Below are 15,638 nucleotides of genomic sequence, written 5' to 3'. Positions count from 1 at the left end.
GGAGTGGTGCGATGATACAGACCGTGCGCGATCCAAGCGCGGTTGGGCCTATGAGGGCGACACTTAGGCAGCCCACGATCACATGGCACGCGTGGCCAAACTGCGTGTGACCGCGGGCGTGTGGAGCTGCTTTCTTTGGTTACTTTCTTTGCAGCAGCAAAGAAAGTGACTGCCGCCCCGCATAGGGGCAGCGCTAATAAACCACGAACAATACGGGATCCGGCAAAAACCCAAGCAAACCACCAAAACCCCCCCGCCCCTACTTCCGCGGCGCAATCCCACAAGCCTTATAAGCATCCCTCTGCAAGTCACGAAACTTCCTCGTCTGAGCCTTCGCGCGATCGACCCGAAACTCCGCCCCACCTTCCCCACCCAGCGTGGCGTATTTAGAAAACGTAGACTGCTCGACGTAGTCATCATAAGTAAGCACATCAGCGATCTTGTCGATCGCACAAGAGCACTTGTACACGTTGGCGAAATCGTGCCCATTGTCGTCCATGCATCCGAGCACATATTCCACGCGTCCTTCGGTGGGATAGTCGTGAGTCCTGGCGGGCGCGCCACCGCCCCCAGCACCCGTCGCTGCAAGCGAAAGCGGCGAAATCAGCGAGAGGCAGGTGAGCACCGTCAACGCGCAGCAACGTGGGGTCATGCGATAAGCCTCGTAATGTCGTCGATTCGAAGCGGCCGGCACGCAAACAACATAAAACGCACCGGCCATGCACATCAGCTCGGCGAGAACGGATGCGACATCGTTCCCTTCTTCGATACTACCTCCTGCGCGGAAGGCTCGCCCGCCACCGCGCGCGCAATGGCCTCCTTCGTCGCCTGATAGTTGAAGTCGTGGATCTTCTGGTCGTTATCCGCCTCCCAGTGGATGAACACGCCAACGCAGATGAACAGGTCGTCGGCTTCATCGGCGGGAATGACGCCGCCTTCCACGCTGTCCGCAACGGCCATCGCCACCGCACGCTGCGCCGGGCCGAACATCTGCACCGCCTGCTTCGCGCCCTTGATCGTCACCTTGTTGAAGAGAATCGTGTTTGGCTTGGTCAGCAGATTCGGCGCGACCACCGCGAGCAGCGATGTGAAGCCATCCTTGTTGTTCGTGAGCGCGTGGCAGAACGCGGTCTCGGCAGCCGAACCTCTCGGTCCGATGATCAAGTCGATGTGCGCGACTTCATTGCCATCGCCGACGAGCGACTCTCCCACCATGACGCGGTTGATCTTGGCCATGCTGTTCCTCCAGTGATGTGTGGTTCCAGGGACTAGCGACTTGCTCTCGACTCGCGACGGTCAGACCCAAAGCCGCGCAAGGCTCGCGGTTCGCCCGATTTCCGATGCGACCGCTCAACCGCGAACTTCCTAACATGTTCCGTGCCAATTTTTGATCCGCGCGGGCAGACTTCATGCATTCTTCGACGACGCCACCAGCGCGACGAAGAGCGTCGCCACCGCGAGGTCCGCGCTCGTGCCCGGGTTGATGCCGCGCGCCTTCAGTTCGGCGTCCCAGTCATCGAGCGCCCGCGACTCGACGGGACTGCCCGACATGCGCCATTGCGCGCGATGCCGCACCGCGTCGCGCGTGACACTTTGCGCCACCGCCGCGCCCTGCTTGCGCACTATGTGCGAATCGGGCCAGCCCGAGAGAAATGTAAGGAATGCGTCGAGCATCGCGCGATGCGCCGTCGATGCCGCGACTTCGCCCGCTGCGTCGAGGCCCGCGCCGAAGACTTCGGCGAAACCGTTCTCATACTGACGCGCGATGCTGTCGCGATCCGCCGCGAGCGTCATCGCCGCGCGCAGAGTCACGGTCGGCGGCGCGTGCACGGGCTGCTCGGGCGCGTCGCCGAGGCCGCCCGGATTGGCGAGCGCAATCGCGCGGTAGGCGAGGCGCGCATCGTCCACATCAAGGTCCGCGAGCACGCGTTGCGTCGCCCCATGCCAGCGCGCCGCGTCGATCGATGCGTTCGCATCGAAAGCATCGAGCGCGGCGCACAAGGGCGCGGCAAGCAGCACGATGCCGAGATTCGTATTGCAGCCGACCGCATCGAACGTGCGGCGCACGGCGTCGAGAATGCGCGCGCCCACGCGTGCGTGCGGCGTGAAAAGCCCCGCCGCCGCCGTGCCCGCGCTCGCGATGAATTGCGCCGACGTCATGCCGTGCCCCGCGCTCGCGACGCTCACATTTCCCGGTTTTCTCGTCTCCACGTCGAGCAGGCACGCGCGCAGGAACGCGGTGCGCGCGCGCACGGCGAGCGGTGCGTCAGAAGCGTTCATCGCCGCTGGCGAGCGCGAGCGCGCCCTTCGATGCGGGCAGCTTGCGATCGAGCAGGTCGTCGACGAGCAGCGCCGCGATATCGACCGGCGTCACCGATTGCAGGCCGCGCCATGCCGCGACGCCATTCACTTCGAGCACGACCGGACGCTCGTCCTCGGACGGAATCAGATCGACGCCTGCATAGTCGAGCCCGAGCGCCGCGGTCGCGCGCACGGCGACGTCCGTGAGCGCGGGCGACAGTTCCGCCGGCTCGCAGCGCGCGCCGCGCGCATAGTTGTGAATCCAGTCCTCGCCGCCAACGCGCTTCATCGCAGCGACGGCCCGCCCGCCGATCACGAGCACGCGCCAGTCGAAGCCGGGCGCGCCCGCATCGACATAACGCTGCAGATAGGCCACCTGACTGAACGATTTGAGCGACGGCAATCTCAAGCCGGGTTTCTTCAGGCCTTTGCCCTGCGACCCGAAAAGCGGCTTCATCACCACCTGCCGCCCGGCGGCCGCCTCGCGCATCAGCACGCGCTGCGCATGCGCCGGGGATTCGCCGGCCCACGTCGCGGGCGTCGGCACGCCGTAGCGATTGAGCAGAAAGCTCGTCATCGACTTGTCGACGCTGCGCTCGATCGCGCGAGCATCGTTATAGACGGGCACGCCGCACTCGCAGAGCGCGTGCAGGATGCCGAGGCGCAACGTCACCTGCTCGAAGGTGCCGCCCGCGATGCCGCGCACCAGCACCGCGTCGGGCAGCGTGTGACCGAACCCGGGAATCGCGAGGCCGTGCGGCTTCCATGTCGTGTCGATGCGGCAGTCCGCGAGATCGACGCAGCGCGCTTCCACATCGCGCGCGCGGAAGGCTTTTTTCAGGCGGCCGGTGTGCCAGCCGGTTTCATCGGTCATGATCGCCACACGCAATGCAGGCAAGGTCATGACGCGTCTCCGAGCCATTGCGCGTCGAGCAGCGGCTTGTCGACCCTGCCGCCGTGATAGGTCGCGCCGCTTTCCAGGCTCGACACCCACACTTGCGCGGGCGCGAAGAGCGCCGGGTCGATCTGATAGAAGTCGTAGTTGAACGACGTGAAGATGTCGGCGAACGGACGGCCATAGTCGCGCGCATTCGACGACGGCAGTTCGGCGGCGAGGCGCTTCGCGGCCGCGTCGCTTTTCACGGTCAGATGCACGCGGCCGCCGTAGAGAATCGCGTCGTTGGTGCGGCCCATCGCGGCGATGCCGTCGGGCGCGGGCGGCGGAAGCGGCGCGCTGCCGCTGCCTTCGACGACTTCCCCCAGATCGACGCCCAGCACGTGCGTCTTGTGCAGCGCGACTTCCACGACGCGCGCGACGACCTGCACCGTGCCCGCGACAGATTGTGTCGGCGTCACGGCGATCACGAGATGCTCCGGCGCGAGGCCGCAATCGTTGAGCACCTTGTCGATGACGACCTGCGGCGGCAGACGATCCACTTCCATCACGAGCGCGCCGCGATCGTGCCGGTCGCGATAGCCGAGCTCGTCGAAGAGCGGCTCCTTGCACGCGAGTGCGCGCGCCGGGCCCGAGCCGAGCGAGAAAAATTTCTTGCCGCCCGTCTGCTCCTTGGTCGCCGACAGACTCCAGCCCGCGTACTGGCTCGCGAGGCATGCAAGCACCGGATTGCTCGTATGCACCTCGATGAAGTCAGGCCAGAGCGGCGCGCTATCGTAGGCGACGCGACGCGCGACGCGCCCGAGACCACCCATGCAGATGCGCGCGATCAATATGCCGGCCTCGGCGCTGCCTTTGGCATTCACGCCCGCATCGACGATGACGGTGCCGCCGTCCGTGCGAGTCACATCGACGCGAAGGCGCGCGGCATCGTCGATGAGACGCGCGACGAGCCGCGCACTCGATGCGTTGACGCTCACCGCGCCGTCAGCCTGAAAAGTCGAAGTCATGATGTACAGAGGGTTTCGATGCGTTGCAGAATGCGCGCGTGCTCGCGATCCAGCGCGTCGCGCAGGTCGCAAAACGCGGGCGCGGACACGGTCATCGTGCAGACCGGCTGGCCCGCTTCGATTCGCGCGCCGGCGAGCGGCACGTCGTGGCACGCGGGATCGTCGAAGCATGCGTCGCTGAATGCGCGCGATGCGGTGAAGCCTTCGCGCGCGAACACGACGCGCTGCCCCGCATGAAGCGATGGCGTGCGCGCGGCCGTGTCGGACGTGTGCGGCAAGTCGCCGTGCAGACACGCATCCAGATGCGCGCCGATCAAGCCGCGCGGCCACGCGTCGGGCCAGGCGGCTTCGTAGAGCGCCATCGTCGAGGACGGGCGCGTGTTGATTTCGAGCACGCTGAACGTGTCGCCGTCGAGCAGGAAGTCGATGCTGTTCAGGCCAGTGAGGTCCGTTTGCCAGACGATCCTGTCGATGGCCTCGACGATGCGCGCCGCGATGTGCCACGGCAACTGCACCGGCCCGAGCGAGCCCGCGTGCACGAAGGGCAGGCGTCCCGCAGCGACTGTCAGTTGCTCCGCGAAGCCGATCACCGCGGCCTCGCGATGGGCGGCGACGAAAAGCGCGGACATCGAGCGGCCTTTCGCGAGCCGCTGAAAATACGCGCCGGCGGGTGCGCGCTCGACGTCCTCGGCCCATTCGATATGCGTGCCGCCGCAACCGTCGGAGCGCTTGACGAGCCAGCCGCTGCGATCGGCGGGAGGCGTGTAGCGCACATCCGGGTGCGCGACCTGCGCCTCGTCGAGCAACGCGAAAAAGCGCCGCGGATCGCGTACCGCGGCCGCCTGCGCCCCGTTGCCGATGAAGCGCGGCACGCGTGGCGCGCGCGCGAGTTCTCCCGCGAGCGGTTCGAGGCCGCTCGTCACGATGAGACCGAGCATGCGCGGCAGGCGCGCCGCGCGTTCGAGCGCATCGTAGAGACGCGCGCGATCGATCGAGAGTCCGTTGCCGCCGATATCGAACCACATGCCCGCGTGCGCGCGCGTGTCGCGGTCGCCGAAAATATCGAGCGCGACGACATTCAGCCCCGCGCGCGCCGCCGATTGCGCGACAAGCCGCGCCGACAATCCCGCGACGGCGACGCGCGGCGCGCGGGATTCATCGGCTGAAGTCATGAGCTTTGTCCGGCAACGATCGCGCGGGCTTCGTCGAACGCTTCGGGAAAGCCGAGATAAACGGGTTTGCCGCCGGTGCGCATGCGCAGGAAGAGACGGTGTTCGGCCTGATACTTCACGTTGCCGATCGCGAGCGCGCCGATGCCTACGGCGTCCGCGCGCGCGGCGCCCGCGAGCGGCTTGCCGTCGTCCATCACGTTGACGCCGGCGATGCCTTCGGGCGGCACGGCGTTGACATCGGCGGCGATCAGCAGGTTCTTCGCGTGGGCGAGATCGGCGGAGGTCATCACCTGCACGCCGGCCACGGCGGTGGCGAACACCACTTCCGCGCGGGCGAGCTCGCGATGCAGTTGATCCGGCGAGCCGGTCGCGATGCCCGACGTCGCGATATCGAAGCGGCGATTGATCTCGTCGCTCACCTGCGTCGCGCGCGAATGGCTCGAATGGCTCGCGACGGCGACGTCCGCGCCGAGCGATGCGGCCATCGCCGCCGCCACGCGCCCGACTGCGCCCGTGCCGCCGAGTATGAGCACGCGCTTGCCGCCGAGATCGACCGAATGCGCGGCTCGCAGATGCTTTTCCGCGAGCGCGACGAGCGCCGCGGCCGTCGTGTACGCGCCGCTCGGATCGGCGAAGACGGAGACCTCGAAGGGCGGGACCATCGCGTTGCGGGCTTTTTCGAGCATGTCGGCGGCGAGCATCACGTCCCGCCCGCCGATGAAGATGCCGGTGCGCGACACGCCCTTCGGCCCGCGCGAGAAGATCGCGTCCTGCGTGAGCTGCACGACGCTGTCCTCGTCGACATTGCAGTAGGGCACGAGGATCTGATAGCCAGCGTCGGCGGCCATGTTCACGTCGAACGGGCTCATTTGCGGCGTGCTGGTGAACATGTGCAGGACGTAGGGTCGTTCGGTGGCTTCGGGCATGGCGATGGACTCGTTGGGCGTTGGTGTCGATTGAATCTGTCGATGCGCGCTGCGTGCTCAGGCCGCGTTCGCGCCGTGATGACGATGATCGGCCGCGCGCCACGTCGCGCCGCGATTGCGTCCCGCGGCGACCGTGAACGTGAGCGGCACGCCTTGCGAGACGCGTTGCGCGGCCGCGAGCGCGCGCCCGGCGTCCTGTGCGCTCGCGACGAACGCGAAGCCGACCGGGCCCCACGACGTCTGGCCGATGCCCGCTTTCACCTCGGCGGCGACGGCTTCGAGCGCCCGCGCCACGGCGGGGCTTGCGAACACGCCGCCTTGCACGGGCGCGAAGTATTCGCCGATGGTCTGCTGCAGGTCGCAGAGGGCGTCGGCGTAGGTGTCGAAATCGCTTTCCGCGACGGCGGGCAGGATGCGCATCAGCACGAGATGGGAGAGATGCGCGGCGAGCGTCGCGGGGAAGGGCGCGAGCGACGCGAGGCCGCGCTTTTCTTCGTCGCCGTGGAGGCCTTCGCGCGAGGTGTCGTCGATGAGCAGCACGCGCCATGCTTCCGGGAACGGCTGGCGCGCGATGAGCGGCGGCAGTGATGTGGCGGACGCGTTGCGTACGTCGCGCCCGCCATCGACGATCAGGCCGCCGTGATCGAATCCATGTATGCCGATGCCGGAGCGCGCGCCGCGCCCGAGTATGCGGGCGATATCGGCGGTGGTGGTGGCATGGCCGCGCACGCGGGCGAATGCGGTTCCTAGCGCAAGTGCCAGTTGTGTGCCGGAGCCGAGGCCCGTGTGGGCGCGCGGTGTTTCGTGTACTTCGATATCGACTGTCGGGCCGTGGCCCATTGCCGCTTCGAGTTGCGCGAGATGCTGTTCGATGCGTTCGCGCTGGCCGTCGTTGATCGTGCCTTCGATGATCGGGGTTTGTCTCGATGCTGGCGCTTGCCGCGCGGTGAGTCGCGTTCCGTGGGCGTCGATGGCGAGGCCCGCGCTGCCGAAGGCGCGGCCCAGCGAGCCGTTCGGATCGATGAAGCCGAGATGCAGGCGCGATGGGGATTCCACTGTGATCGCCGCGGGCGATATGCGTCGGGAGGTGGTCGGCATCGGGGTGGGCTTCCTCTTAAGCGCGGGTTTTTTTTACGGCCTTTTGGATAGGCAAATCCTGTACCAGGAGGGTTTGGGTTTTTTTTTCGCTGGATCCCGTATTGGTGTTGGTCTATTAGCACTGCCCCTGTGCGGGGCGGCAGTCACTTTCTTTGCAGCAGCAAAGAAAGTAACCAAAGAAAGCAGCTTGTTAGGCCCGCGGTCACACGCAGTTTGGCCATGCTTGCCATGTGATCGTGGGCTGCCTAAGTGTCGCCCTCACAAGACTAATCGGGCTTGGATCGCGCACGGTCTGACAAGCTAGTACTCAAAAGACGCTGGTTCAGCACCAAATAGCGCCGGCACAGCGCTACGCGCTGCCGCTGGGTTTGCAAGGGAAACCAACGGTGTACAGGGGCAGTGCATTGAGGTGGAAGCGTCAGCAAAGAAGCGCACGCGGACCCGATTGACCCAACGGCCGCGAAGCGGGCTGGAGCTATTTGGTGCTGAACCGCTCCGCTGTGCGACGCGCGGTGACAGACCGTGCGCGATCCAAGCCCGGTGTGGCCTATGAGGGCGACACTTAGGCAGCCCACGATGGGCTGGCAAGCGTGGCCAAACTGCGTGTGACCGCGGGCGTGTGGAGCTGCTTTCTTTGGTTACTTTCTTTGCAGCAGCAAAGAAAGTGACTGCCGCCCCGCACAGGGGCAGTGCTAATAAACCAAAAAGAAATCGGGATCCGGCGAAAGCCGTTCTTCGCAGCAGCAAAAAAAGCGACTGCCGCCCCGCAAAGGGGCAGTGCTAATAGACCAACACCAAAACGGGTCCCGCCGAAAGCAAAAAAGCCCTACGAAGCCTCGTCATACTTGATATAGCGAAACCGCTGATCATCGGAAGGTGTCCCATCCAAAGGCCCATCTTCCTTCCCCGGCTGCCACTGAATAACTTCTTCGATCTTGGAGGCCAGAGCAAAGTCCTTATCAGTGATCCCTTTAGCGGAATGCGTCTTGAGCTTGACGATAACGAACGCATAAGAAACGGTGAGGTCCGGATGATGCCACGCCGCTTCCGCGAGATGCCCCACGGTATTGACGACCATGAGCGTGCCTTTCCAGCTTTCGGTCTTGAACTTGCGCCTGAGCCAGCCATCCTCCACGTACCAGTGCTTGAGCGCGCCAGTCAGACGTTGCTTGATTTCCTCGTCGGAATAGACCTTTTCGGCTTGAGCCATGGCAAAGCCTCCATAAGAGAGCAGCGAACCACCCAAGTATGCGCCAAACAAAACATGCTGCATCGCGTCATGTCACACGATCCGCCGCCGCCGTTCAATTTTTCGCGTATTTGACACAGTATGTGTCGCCACCCGACAAGCACCCGTCCGCTTGCGACACCTTTCCCCGCCCAATTCCCGATTTGAAGCTGTGCAACTTAAACCGGCATGGAATATGCAATTGGCCTCTCTACGCAAGCGTCCGGCTATGTACCGGACCAAGCGCAGCTCGTTACCTGCATTTGAAGGCGCGCACGATGCAACCTGGTAGCGTGGTCATCCCTGGGTCGGAGGCATCACCATTCTGGAGGAGACATGAACTTACGCACCCTGGTTCTTGGACTGGCGGTGGTCGCGACGGCTGGCCTGAATTCATATGTGGCCCAGGCCGACTCGCAGCTCGACAGCCTGATCAAGAATCCCTCGAACTGGGCGGCGCAAGCGGGCGATTATTCGAATCACCGCTATAGCACGCTCAAGCAAATCAACGAAAACAACGTCGGCAAGCTACAGGTTGCCTGGACCATGTCGACTGGTGTGCTGCGCGGCCATGAAGGCTCGCCGCTCGTCATCGGCGACACGATGTACATCCACTCGCCGTTTCCCAACAAGGTTATCGCCATCAACCTGAAGGATCAGACCTTCATCTGGCAATACCAGCCGAAGCAGGACAATCAGGTCATCTCGGTGATGTGCTGCGATACGGTCAACCGTGGCCTTGCATATGGCGACGGCAAGATCTTCCTCCAGCAAGCCGATACGAAGCTCGTCGCGCTCGACGCCAAAACCGGCGACGTGGTCTGGACCGCGCAGAACGGCGATCCGAAGAAGGGCGAAACAAACACCAACGCGCCGCACGTTTTCGGCGACAAGGTGCTGACCGGCATCTCGGGCGGTGAGTTCGGCGTGCGCGGACGTCTCGTCGCATACAACATCAAGGACGGCAAGGAAGTCTGGAAGGCATACAGCGTCGGCCCTGACAACGAAATGCTGATCGACCCGCAGTCGACCATGACCTGGGCCGACGGCAAGATGGCGCCCGTCGGTGCGGACTCGTCGCTCAAGAGCTGGCAGGGCGATCAGTGGAAGTACGGCGGCGGAACGACGTGGGGCTGGTACGCCTGGGATCCGAAGCTCAACCTTGTGTACTACGGCTCGGGCAATCCGGGCACGTGGAACCCGACGCAGCGTCCGGGCGACAACAAGTGGTCGATGACGATCTTCGCGCGCGATCTCAACACGGGCAAGGCGAAGTGGGTCTATCAGATGACGCCTCACGACGAGTGGGACTACGACGGCGTCAACGAGATGATCCTCTCCGATCTGAACATCGGCGGCAAGAAGGTGCCGGCGATCGTTCACTTCGACCGCAACGGCTTCGGCTACACGCTGAATCGCGAATCGGGCGAACTGCTCGTCGCGCAGAAGTACGACCCGGCGGTGAACTGGGCCGACAGCGTCGATCTGAAGAGCGGTCTGCCGATCCGCAATGCGAGCTATTCGACGCAGAAGGCCGGTCCCGATCACAACGTCAAGAACATCTGCCCCGCGGCGCTCGGCTCGAAGGACCAGCAGCCGGCCGCATTCGATCCGAACTCCAGCTTGTTCCTCGTGCCGACGAATCACGTCTGCATGGACTACGAGCCGTTCCAGGTCGATTACGTGTCGGGTCAGCCGTTCGTCGGCGCAACGCTCTCGATGTACCCGGGCCCGAACGAGAACGGCGCAATGGGTAACTTCATCGCGTGGGATGCGGCGAAGGGCAAGATCGTGTGGTCCAAGCCGGAGAAGTTCTCGGTATGGTCCGGCGCGCTCGCGACCGCTGGCGGCATCGTGTTCTACGGCACGCTCGAAGGCTATATCAAGGCAGTGCGCATCAAGGACGGCAAGGAGCTGTGGAAGTTCAAGACGCCGTCGGGCGTCATCGGCAACGTGTTCACGTACCAGTACCAGGGCAAGCAATATGTCGGCGTGTACTCGGGCATCGGCGGCTGGGCCGGCATCGGCATGGCGGCGGGTCTCGAGAAGTCGACGGAAGGCCTGGGCGCGGTCGGCGGCTACAAGGAGCTCGCGAAGTACACGGCGCTCGGCGGCACGCTCTTCGTGTTCGCGATTCCCGGCGGTTGATCCGCGTAGTTGATGTGCGCCAGTCGATGGCGATGCGCGGCGGCTGCAACGGCCGCCGCGCCGAAGTACCCCTATATACAAGACATGTTCAAGGAGTCAGACGTATGAAAGGCCGATCACTCTTGCTGCTGGCGATGACGCTCGTTGCGTCGTCCGCTTCGTTTGCCCAGACGCCTGCGGGCACGGGGCAAATGAAGCCGGTCGCGTACAAGGTCGTCGATGGCAACAAGGTCGACAACGACACGCTGCAAGGCTGGAAGACCTGGCGCGCGCTGGCGTGCGAACGTTGTCACGGGGCGAAGCAGGAAGGGATGGTCGGCCCGTCGCTGATCGATGCATTCAAGACGCTGGACAAGAACGAGTTCCATCGCACGGTATTCGGCGGGCGCGTGGACAAGGGCATGCCCGATTTCAGTTCCAGTCAGATGATGCAGAAGAACTGGGAGAACCTCTTCGCCTATCTGAAGGGACGCTCCGATGGCAAGATCAACCCGGGCGACCTGCAGGCAATCGATGCAAAATAAGGACGTTGCACGGCCGATGAACGGCTAACGTCCGATGATTGCTCTCATACCCGGAGGTGTGGATGTCTGATCGTAATGCAAGCCGCGCCGCTTCGTTCCGATTCCTGGCCGCGCTGTGCGCGGCATTCGCGACGTTCTCGGCGCAACAGGTGCTCGCGCAAGGCGCGGGCGGACCACCCCCCGACTTGCCGAATAACGATGGCGCGGACGGCGTGCTGCGCGTGTGCGCCGATCCCAACAACATGCCGCTCTCGAACAAGAAGGGCGAGGGTTACGAGAACAAGATCGCGAGCCAGATGGCCAGCGATTTCGGCTACAAGCTCGAATACACGTACTGGCCGCAACGCATGGGATTCGTGCGCAACACATTGCGTGAGAAGGTGCCGCAGACGGAGCGCTTCAAATGCGATCTGATCATCGGCGTGCCGAAGGGCTACGAGCTCACTGCGACCACGCGTCCCTATCTGCATTCCACCTACGCGATGGTGTTCCCGAACAAGCCCGAATACGCGAGCATCAAATCGCCGTCGGACCTGATGAATCTGCCGCCCGAGCAGTTGAAGAAGATGAAGCTCGGCATCTTCGTGAAGAGCCCCGCGACGGACTGGCTGCTCAGTCATGACCTGATCGGGCAGGCGGTGTCGTATCAGGGGCAAAGCGGCGATCCTGAGGCCTTTCCGGGCGAGATGATCGAGCGTGATCTGGCGCAGGGCAACGTGGATGCGGCTTTCGTATGGGGGCCGATCGCGGGCTACTTCGTGAATCGCTCCGATAACAAGGTCCGCCTCGTGCCGTTCCCGCCGGGCCAGCCGATCCGTTTCGATTATGAGATTTCGATGGGCGTGCGATACGGCGAAAAGGCGTGGCGTGACAAGGTCGATAACTGGATCGCATCGAATCAGCCGAAGATCGATCAGATTCTGTCGAGCTATCAGGTTCCATTGCTGCCGTTGCAGCCGGTAAGCGCGCAATGAAGCGAACATACGGGCGTTCCCTTCGCGCGTGGGCCGTTGCGTGCGCTGCGCTGTCGATGTCGGCCGGTGTGGCCGCAGCCGATGCGCCGGCTGCGGGCGCGTCCGCGCCGGGCGTCGACATCAAGCCGGCCGAGCAGTTGATCTTCATGCAGCCGCACATGAACGGTGTCGAGCCGCAGACCGAGCTCGACTACGCGGTGGATTATTCCGGGCCGCCATCCCGGGTGAAAGATACGCTGCGCGTGCTCGTCGTGAGTCCGGGTAACAACAAGAACGACGCGCATGTGTCAGATCGGACCGGCGACGTGAATGTGCCGGGCGGGCTGCCGTGCAATCCGGCGATCATCTATTTTCTCGAGCACGACATCGCGGAGATGGAGCAGTTGACGGGCGGTCAGCGGCGCTATTTCCAGCAGCGCGTGCGCATGGCGCTTGCGGCGGGGCCGGCGATCACGCCAGTGTCGAGTGAGTCGCTTGGGCTCGGCAAGCATGAGAAGGCCCGGCAAATCGTCATACAGCCTTATTTGAACGATCCCAATGCCGAGCGCTTTAGCAAGTACACGGGCAAGCGCTATACGTTCGTCATGGCCGACGATGTGCCCGGGCGGTTGCTCATGATTCGCACCGAAGTGCCGGGGGAAGGTAACGATTTTGCACATCCTTTGCAGAAGGACACGATTGCCTATCAGGGGATGTTCAGAAATATGAACCAGCCGGGGAGTGCACCGGTTAAGGCTTCGAATGCGCCGCGGGCTAGTCGGTGAATCGGTTTTTTTTCGCCCGATCCCGTTTTGTCTGTGGTTTATTAGCGTTGCCCCTATGCGGGGCGGCAGTCACTTTCTTTGCTGCTGCAAAGAAAGTAACCAAAGAAAGCAGCTTGTTAGGCCCGCGGTCACACGCAGTTTGGCCACGCGTGCCAGCCGATCGTGGGCTGCCTAAGTGTCGCCCTCATAGGCCCAGTCGGGCTTGGCTCGCGCACGGTCTGTCGCCCCGCGTCGCATAGCCAATTGGTTCAGCACCAAATAGCTTCGGCACAGCGCTACGCGCTGCCGCCGGGTCCACAAGGGAAACCAGCGAAGCACCCACGCAGTGAGATGGAAGCATTAGCAAGACATTACGGGCGGACCCGATTGACCCAACGGCCGCGAAGCGGGCCGGAGCCATTTGGTGCTGAACCGCTCCGCTGTGCGATGCGAGGCGACAGACCGTGCGCGAGCCAAGCCCGGTTAGTCCTTTGAGGGCGACACTTAGGCAGCCCACGGTCACCTGGCAAGCATGGCCAAAGTGCGTGTGACCGCGGGCGTGTGGAGCTGCTTTCTTTGGTTACTTTCTTTGCAGCAGCAAAGAAAGTGACCCCCGCCCCGGGGAGGGGCAGTGCTAATAGTCCGATACGAAATCAGGATTCCATAGAAGCCCAAGCGAACCCCAAGCTCCCCCAAAAACCCCTTGTGAATTTCATCCGTTCCCTAACCCTGCGCCAGCTACAAATCTTCGTGATAGCAAGCCGCTGTCCGAGCTTCGCACGCGCAGCCGAGGAACTGCACCTGACCCAGCCCGCAGTATCGATGCAAATCCGCCAATTGGAAGAAGCCATCGGTCTGCCGCTGTTCGAACGCGTAGCCCGCCGTCTCGCGCTGACGGAAGCCGGCGAGCGGCTCTCGCATCACGCAAGCCGGATACTCGGCGAAATCAAAGACGCCGAAGACGCGATGATGTCGCTCACGCAAGCCGACAGCGGCTCGATCGCGGTAAGCATCGTCAGCTCGGCGACATACTTCGCGCCCAAGCTGCTCGCGCTATATCGCCAGCAGTATCCGAAAGTCGATGTGCATTTCTCCGTCGGCAATCGCGAGACGCTCCTGCGTTTGCTGCAAGACAATGCGACCGACCTCGCCATCATGGGCCGGCCGCCGCCCGAGCTCGGCACCACGGCCGAGCCGCTTGCCTATCATCCGCATGTGATCGTTGCGCCGCTTTCGCATCCGTTGCGTCATGCGAAGGCCTTCGATCTCCAGGAACTCGCGAACGACACGTTCCTCCTGCGCGAGCCGGGATCAGGCACGCGTGCGGTCGCCGAGCATGTATTCCGGCAGAACCTTTTCGTGCCCGCGCGCAGCGTCACGCTCGGCAGCAACGAAACAATCAAGCAGGCCGTGATGGCGGGAATGGGCGTGAGCCTCATCTCGCTCCACACGCTTTTGCTCGAATTGCGCACTGACGAAATCGCCGTGCTCGACGTGAACGGCACGCCTGTCGAACGGACCTGGCAGCTCGTGCACTCACGCTCGAAACAACTTTCGCCGACCTGTCTCGCATTTCGTCGCTTCCTCCTCGAAAACGCGGAGCCGTTCCTCGAGCGCGAATACGCGCAGTTCGGCTTGCGCAGACCCAGACGCCTCGCCGAATCAGGCGGCGTCCGATGAGCGTCGCCTTCGCCTGGCGTCATGGCGTCTTCGTCATACTAATTGCATGCGCAGCTATCGCGCATGGCGAGCCAGTGCTTTCGATCACCCAGATCGCGCCGGGCGATTACGCGCATCGCGGTCACGACGATATCGCGACGCCCGACAACGGCGGCGATATCGCGAACGTGGGCTTCATCGTCGGGACGCGCTGCGTCGCGGTGATCGACACGGGCGGCACGCTCGCCGAAGGCCGCGCGTTGCGCGCCGCGATACGCGCGGTCACGCCGCTGCCGGTTTGCTATGTCATCAACACGCACATGCATCCGGATCACATTTTCGGCAATGCGGCATTCAAGGACGATCATCCGCAGTTCGTCGGCAGCGTGGCGCTCGCGCAGGCCGAAGCCTCGCGTGCGGACAACTACATGCGCGCGCTGAACCGCGAGCTCGGCAGCGCGGCGGCGGGCAGCGAGATCGTCGCGCCGACGATGACGATCGACGGCGTCGGCACGCTCGACCTCGGCGGACGCACGCTCACGCTGCGCACATGGAAAACCGCGCATACCAACAACGATTTGACGGTATACGATGAGAAGAGCGGCACCTTGTGGACGGGCGATCTTTTGTTCGTGCGCTGCCTTCCCGTCGTCGATGGCAGCGTGACCGGCTGGCTCGACGATATTGCGCGCATTCGCCAGATGAATCCGCGTCATGTCGTGCCGGGGCACGGTCCGCTCGACCCGCCGTGGCGGCAATCGCTCGATGCCGAAGAACGCTATCTCGCCGATCTGGCGCGCGATGTGCGTGCGGCCATCAAGAAGGGCGAAACGATCCGGCAGGCCGTCGATGGTATCGGCATCGACGGGAAGGATGCGTGGCTCCTCGCCGACATCTATCACCGTCGCAATGTGACGGCCGCTTACGCGGAGCTCGAATGGGAGCAGTAGTGCAGCATTG

15 protein-coding genes are annotated in these 15,638 nt (G+C 63.7%); 6 read left to right on the top strand and 9 right to left on the bottom strand.

The window, feature by feature from the left end; all coding sequences use genetic code 11:
• Positions 1-259: 259 nt before the first annotated feature.
• From NCR38_RS19940 to NCR38_RS19900, 9 genes are all read right to left on the bottom strand, one after another.
• Positions 260-652, bottom strand: a complete 393-nt coding sequence (locus NCR38_RS19940; protein WP_061121952.1) for a hypothetical protein — start codon at positions 650-652, stop codon at positions 260-262.
• A 74-nt stretch (positions 653-726) separates the two neighbouring features.
• A complete protein-coding gene (gene fae, locus NCR38_RS19935) occupies positions 727-1,236 on the bottom strand; it encodes a formaldehyde-activating enzyme (protein WP_061121951.1) in 510 nt (169 codons plus the stop codon).
• Positions 1,237-1,407: 171 nt separating this feature from the next.
• Positions 1,408-2,280, bottom strand: a complete 873-nt coding sequence (locus NCR38_RS19930; RefSeq protein WP_061121950.1) for a triphosphoribosyl-dephospho-CoA synthase — start codon at positions 2,278-2,280, stop codon at positions 1,408-1,410.
• Positions 2,267-3,205 carry a RimK family alpha-L-glutamate ligase gene (locus tag NCR38_RS19925; protein WP_250477512.1) on the bottom strand — a complete coding sequence of 313 codons (939 nt, stop codon included), beginning with the start codon at positions 3,203-3,205 and terminating at the stop codon, positions 2,267-2,269. Before NCR38_RS19925 ends, NCR38_RS19930 begins: the two co-directional genes overlap by 14 nt.
• Positions 3,202-4,206 (bottom strand): methenyltetrahydromethanopterin cyclohydrolase, encoded by a 1,005-nt coding sequence (gene mch / locus NCR38_RS19920; RefSeq protein WP_061121948.1) that lies wholly within the window; start codon positions 4,204-4,206, stop codon positions 3,202-3,204. The genes NCR38_RS19925 and mch overlap by 4 nt, the downstream gene beginning before the upstream one ends.
• Positions 4,203-5,378: an ATP-grasp domain-containing protein gene (locus NCR38_RS19915; protein ID WP_061121947.1), complete on the bottom strand. Its 1,176-nt coding sequence runs from the start codon at positions 5,376-5,378 to the stop codon at positions 4,203-4,205. Before NCR38_RS19915 ends, mch begins: the two co-directional genes overlap by 4 nt.
• On the bottom strand, positions 5,375-6,304 hold the full coding sequence (locus NCR38_RS19910; protein WP_061121946.1) for an NAD(P)-dependent methylenetetrahydromethanopterin dehydrogenase: 930 nt from the start codon (positions 6,302-6,304) through the stop codon (positions 5,375-5,377). The genes NCR38_RS19915 and NCR38_RS19910 overlap by 4 nt, the downstream gene beginning before the upstream one ends.
• 57 nt (positions 6,305-6,361) lie before the next feature.
• A complete protein-coding gene (locus NCR38_RS19905; RefSeq protein WP_061121945.1) occupies positions 6,362-7,402 on the bottom strand; it encodes a beta-ribofuranosylaminobenzene 5'-phosphate synthase family protein in 1,041 nt (346 codons plus the stop codon).
• Positions 7,403-8,228: 826 nt separating this feature from the next.
• Positions 8,229-8,612 (bottom strand): 4a-hydroxytetrahydrobiopterin dehydratase, encoded by a 384-nt coding sequence (locus tag NCR38_RS19900; RefSeq protein ID WP_061120721.1) that lies wholly within the window; start codon positions 8,610-8,612, stop codon positions 8,229-8,231.
• Positions 8,613-8,966: 354 nt separating this feature from the next.
• Between NCR38_RS19900 and NCR38_RS19895 the strand changes: the two genes are divergently transcribed.
• From NCR38_RS19895 to NCR38_RS19870, 6 genes are all read left to right on the top strand, one after another.
• Positions 8,967-10,778, top strand: a complete 1,812-nt coding sequence (locus NCR38_RS19895) for a methanol/ethanol family PQQ-dependent dehydrogenase (protein WP_061120722.1) — start codon at positions 8,967-8,969, stop codon at positions 10,776-10,778.
• Positions 10,779-10,882: 104 nt separating this feature from the next.
• The gene (locus NCR38_RS19890; RefSeq protein WP_061120723.1) at positions 10,883-11,302 is read left to right on the top strand and encodes a c-type cytochrome; all 420 of its coding nucleotides are present in this window, start codon (positions 10,883-10,885) and stop codon (positions 11,300-11,302) included.
• Between the two features lie 62 nt (positions 11,303-11,364).
• Positions 11,365-12,276: a substrate-binding domain-containing protein gene (locus NCR38_RS19885; protein WP_061120724.1), complete on the top strand. Its 912-nt coding sequence runs from the start codon at positions 11,365-11,367 to the stop codon at positions 12,274-12,276.
• Positions 12,273-13,040: a hypothetical protein gene (locus NCR38_RS19880; RefSeq protein ID WP_061120725.1), complete on the top strand. Its 768-nt coding sequence runs from the start codon at positions 12,273-12,275 to the stop codon at positions 13,038-13,040. The genes NCR38_RS19885 and NCR38_RS19880 overlap by 4 nt, the downstream gene beginning before the upstream one ends.
• Positions 13,041-13,724: 684 nt before the next feature.
• Positions 13,725-14,699: a LysR family transcriptional regulator gene (locus NCR38_RS19875; RefSeq protein WP_061120726.1), complete on the top strand. Its 975-nt coding sequence runs from the start codon at positions 13,725-13,727 to the stop codon at positions 14,697-14,699.
• Complete coding sequence (locus tag NCR38_RS19870) at positions 14,696-15,628, top strand: quinoprotein relay system zinc metallohydrolase 2 (RefSeq protein WP_061120727.1); 933 nt, start codon at positions 14,696-14,698, stop codon at positions 15,626-15,628. The genes NCR38_RS19875 and NCR38_RS19870 overlap by 4 nt, the downstream gene beginning before the upstream one ends.
• The last annotated feature ends 10 nt before the right edge of the window (positions 15,629-15,638 follow it).

Origin of the sequence: Caballeronia sp. INML1, from assembly GCF_023631085.1 — a bacterium.
GTDB classification, from domain to species: Bacteria; Pseudomonadota; Gammaproteobacteria; order Burkholderiales; family Burkholderiaceae; genus Caballeronia; species Caballeronia turbans.
Note: the sequence above shows the minus strand (reverse complement) of the source record. Positions and strands in the feature narration are given on the sequence as shown.

What these genes read in the sequence shown, in the direction of transcription:
- NCR38_RS19870 (WP_061120727.1), top strand. Translation starts at nt 14,696, where the DNA reads ATGAGCGTCGCCTTCGCCTGGCGTCATGGCGTCTTCGTCATACTAATT.
- NCR38_RS19880 (WP_061120725.1), top strand. Translation starts at nt 12,273, where the DNA reads ATGAAGCGAACATACGGGCGTTCCCTTCGCGCGTGGGCCGTTGCGTGC.
- fae (WP_061121951.1), bottom strand. Translation starts at nt 1,236, where the DNA reads ATGGCCAAGATCAACCGCGTCATGGTGGGAGAGTCGCTCGTCGGCGAT.
- mch (WP_061121948.1), bottom strand. Translation starts at nt 4,206, where the DNA reads ATGACTTCGACTTTTCAGGCTGACGGCGCGGTGAGCGTCAACGCATCG.
- NCR38_RS19915 (WP_061121947.1), bottom strand. Translation starts at nt 5,378, where the DNA reads ATGACTTCAGCCGATGAATCCCGCGCGCCGCGCGTCGCCGTCGCGGGA.
- NCR38_RS19910 (WP_061121946.1), bottom strand. Translation starts at nt 6,304, where the DNA reads ATGCCCGAAGCCACCGAACGACCCTACGTCCTGCACATGTTCACCAGC.
- NCR38_RS19930 (WP_061121950.1), bottom strand. Translation starts at nt 2,280, where the DNA reads ATGAACGCTTCTGACGCACCGCTCGCCGTGCGCGCGCGCACCGCGTTC.
- NCR38_RS19895 (WP_061120722.1), top strand. Translation starts at nt 8,967, where the DNA reads ATGAACTTACGCACCCTGGTTCTTGGACTGGCGGTGGTCGCGACGGCT.
- NCR38_RS19925 (WP_250477512.1), bottom strand. Translation starts at nt 3,205, where the DNA reads ATGACCTTGCCTGCATTGCGTGTGGCGATCATGACCGATGAAACCGGC.
- NCR38_RS19900 (WP_061120721.1), bottom strand. Translation starts at nt 8,612, where the DNA reads ATGGCTCAAGCCGAAAAGGTCTATTCCGACGAGGAAATCAAGCAACGT.
- NCR38_RS19940 (WP_061121952.1), bottom strand. Translation starts at nt 652, where the DNA reads ATGACCCCACGTTGCTGCGCGTTGACGGTGCTCACCTGCCTCTCGCTG.
- NCR38_RS19890 (WP_061120723.1), top strand. Translation starts at nt 10,883, where the DNA reads ATGAAAGGCCGATCACTCTTGCTGCTGGCGATGACGCTCGTTGCGTCG.
- NCR38_RS19905 (WP_061121945.1), bottom strand. Translation starts at nt 7,402, where the DNA reads ATGCCGACCACCTCCCGACGCATATCGCCCGCGGCGATCACAGTGGAA.
- NCR38_RS19885 (WP_061120724.1), top strand. Translation starts at nt 11,365, where the DNA reads ATGTCTGATCGTAATGCAAGCCGCGCCGCTTCGTTCCGATTCCTGGCC.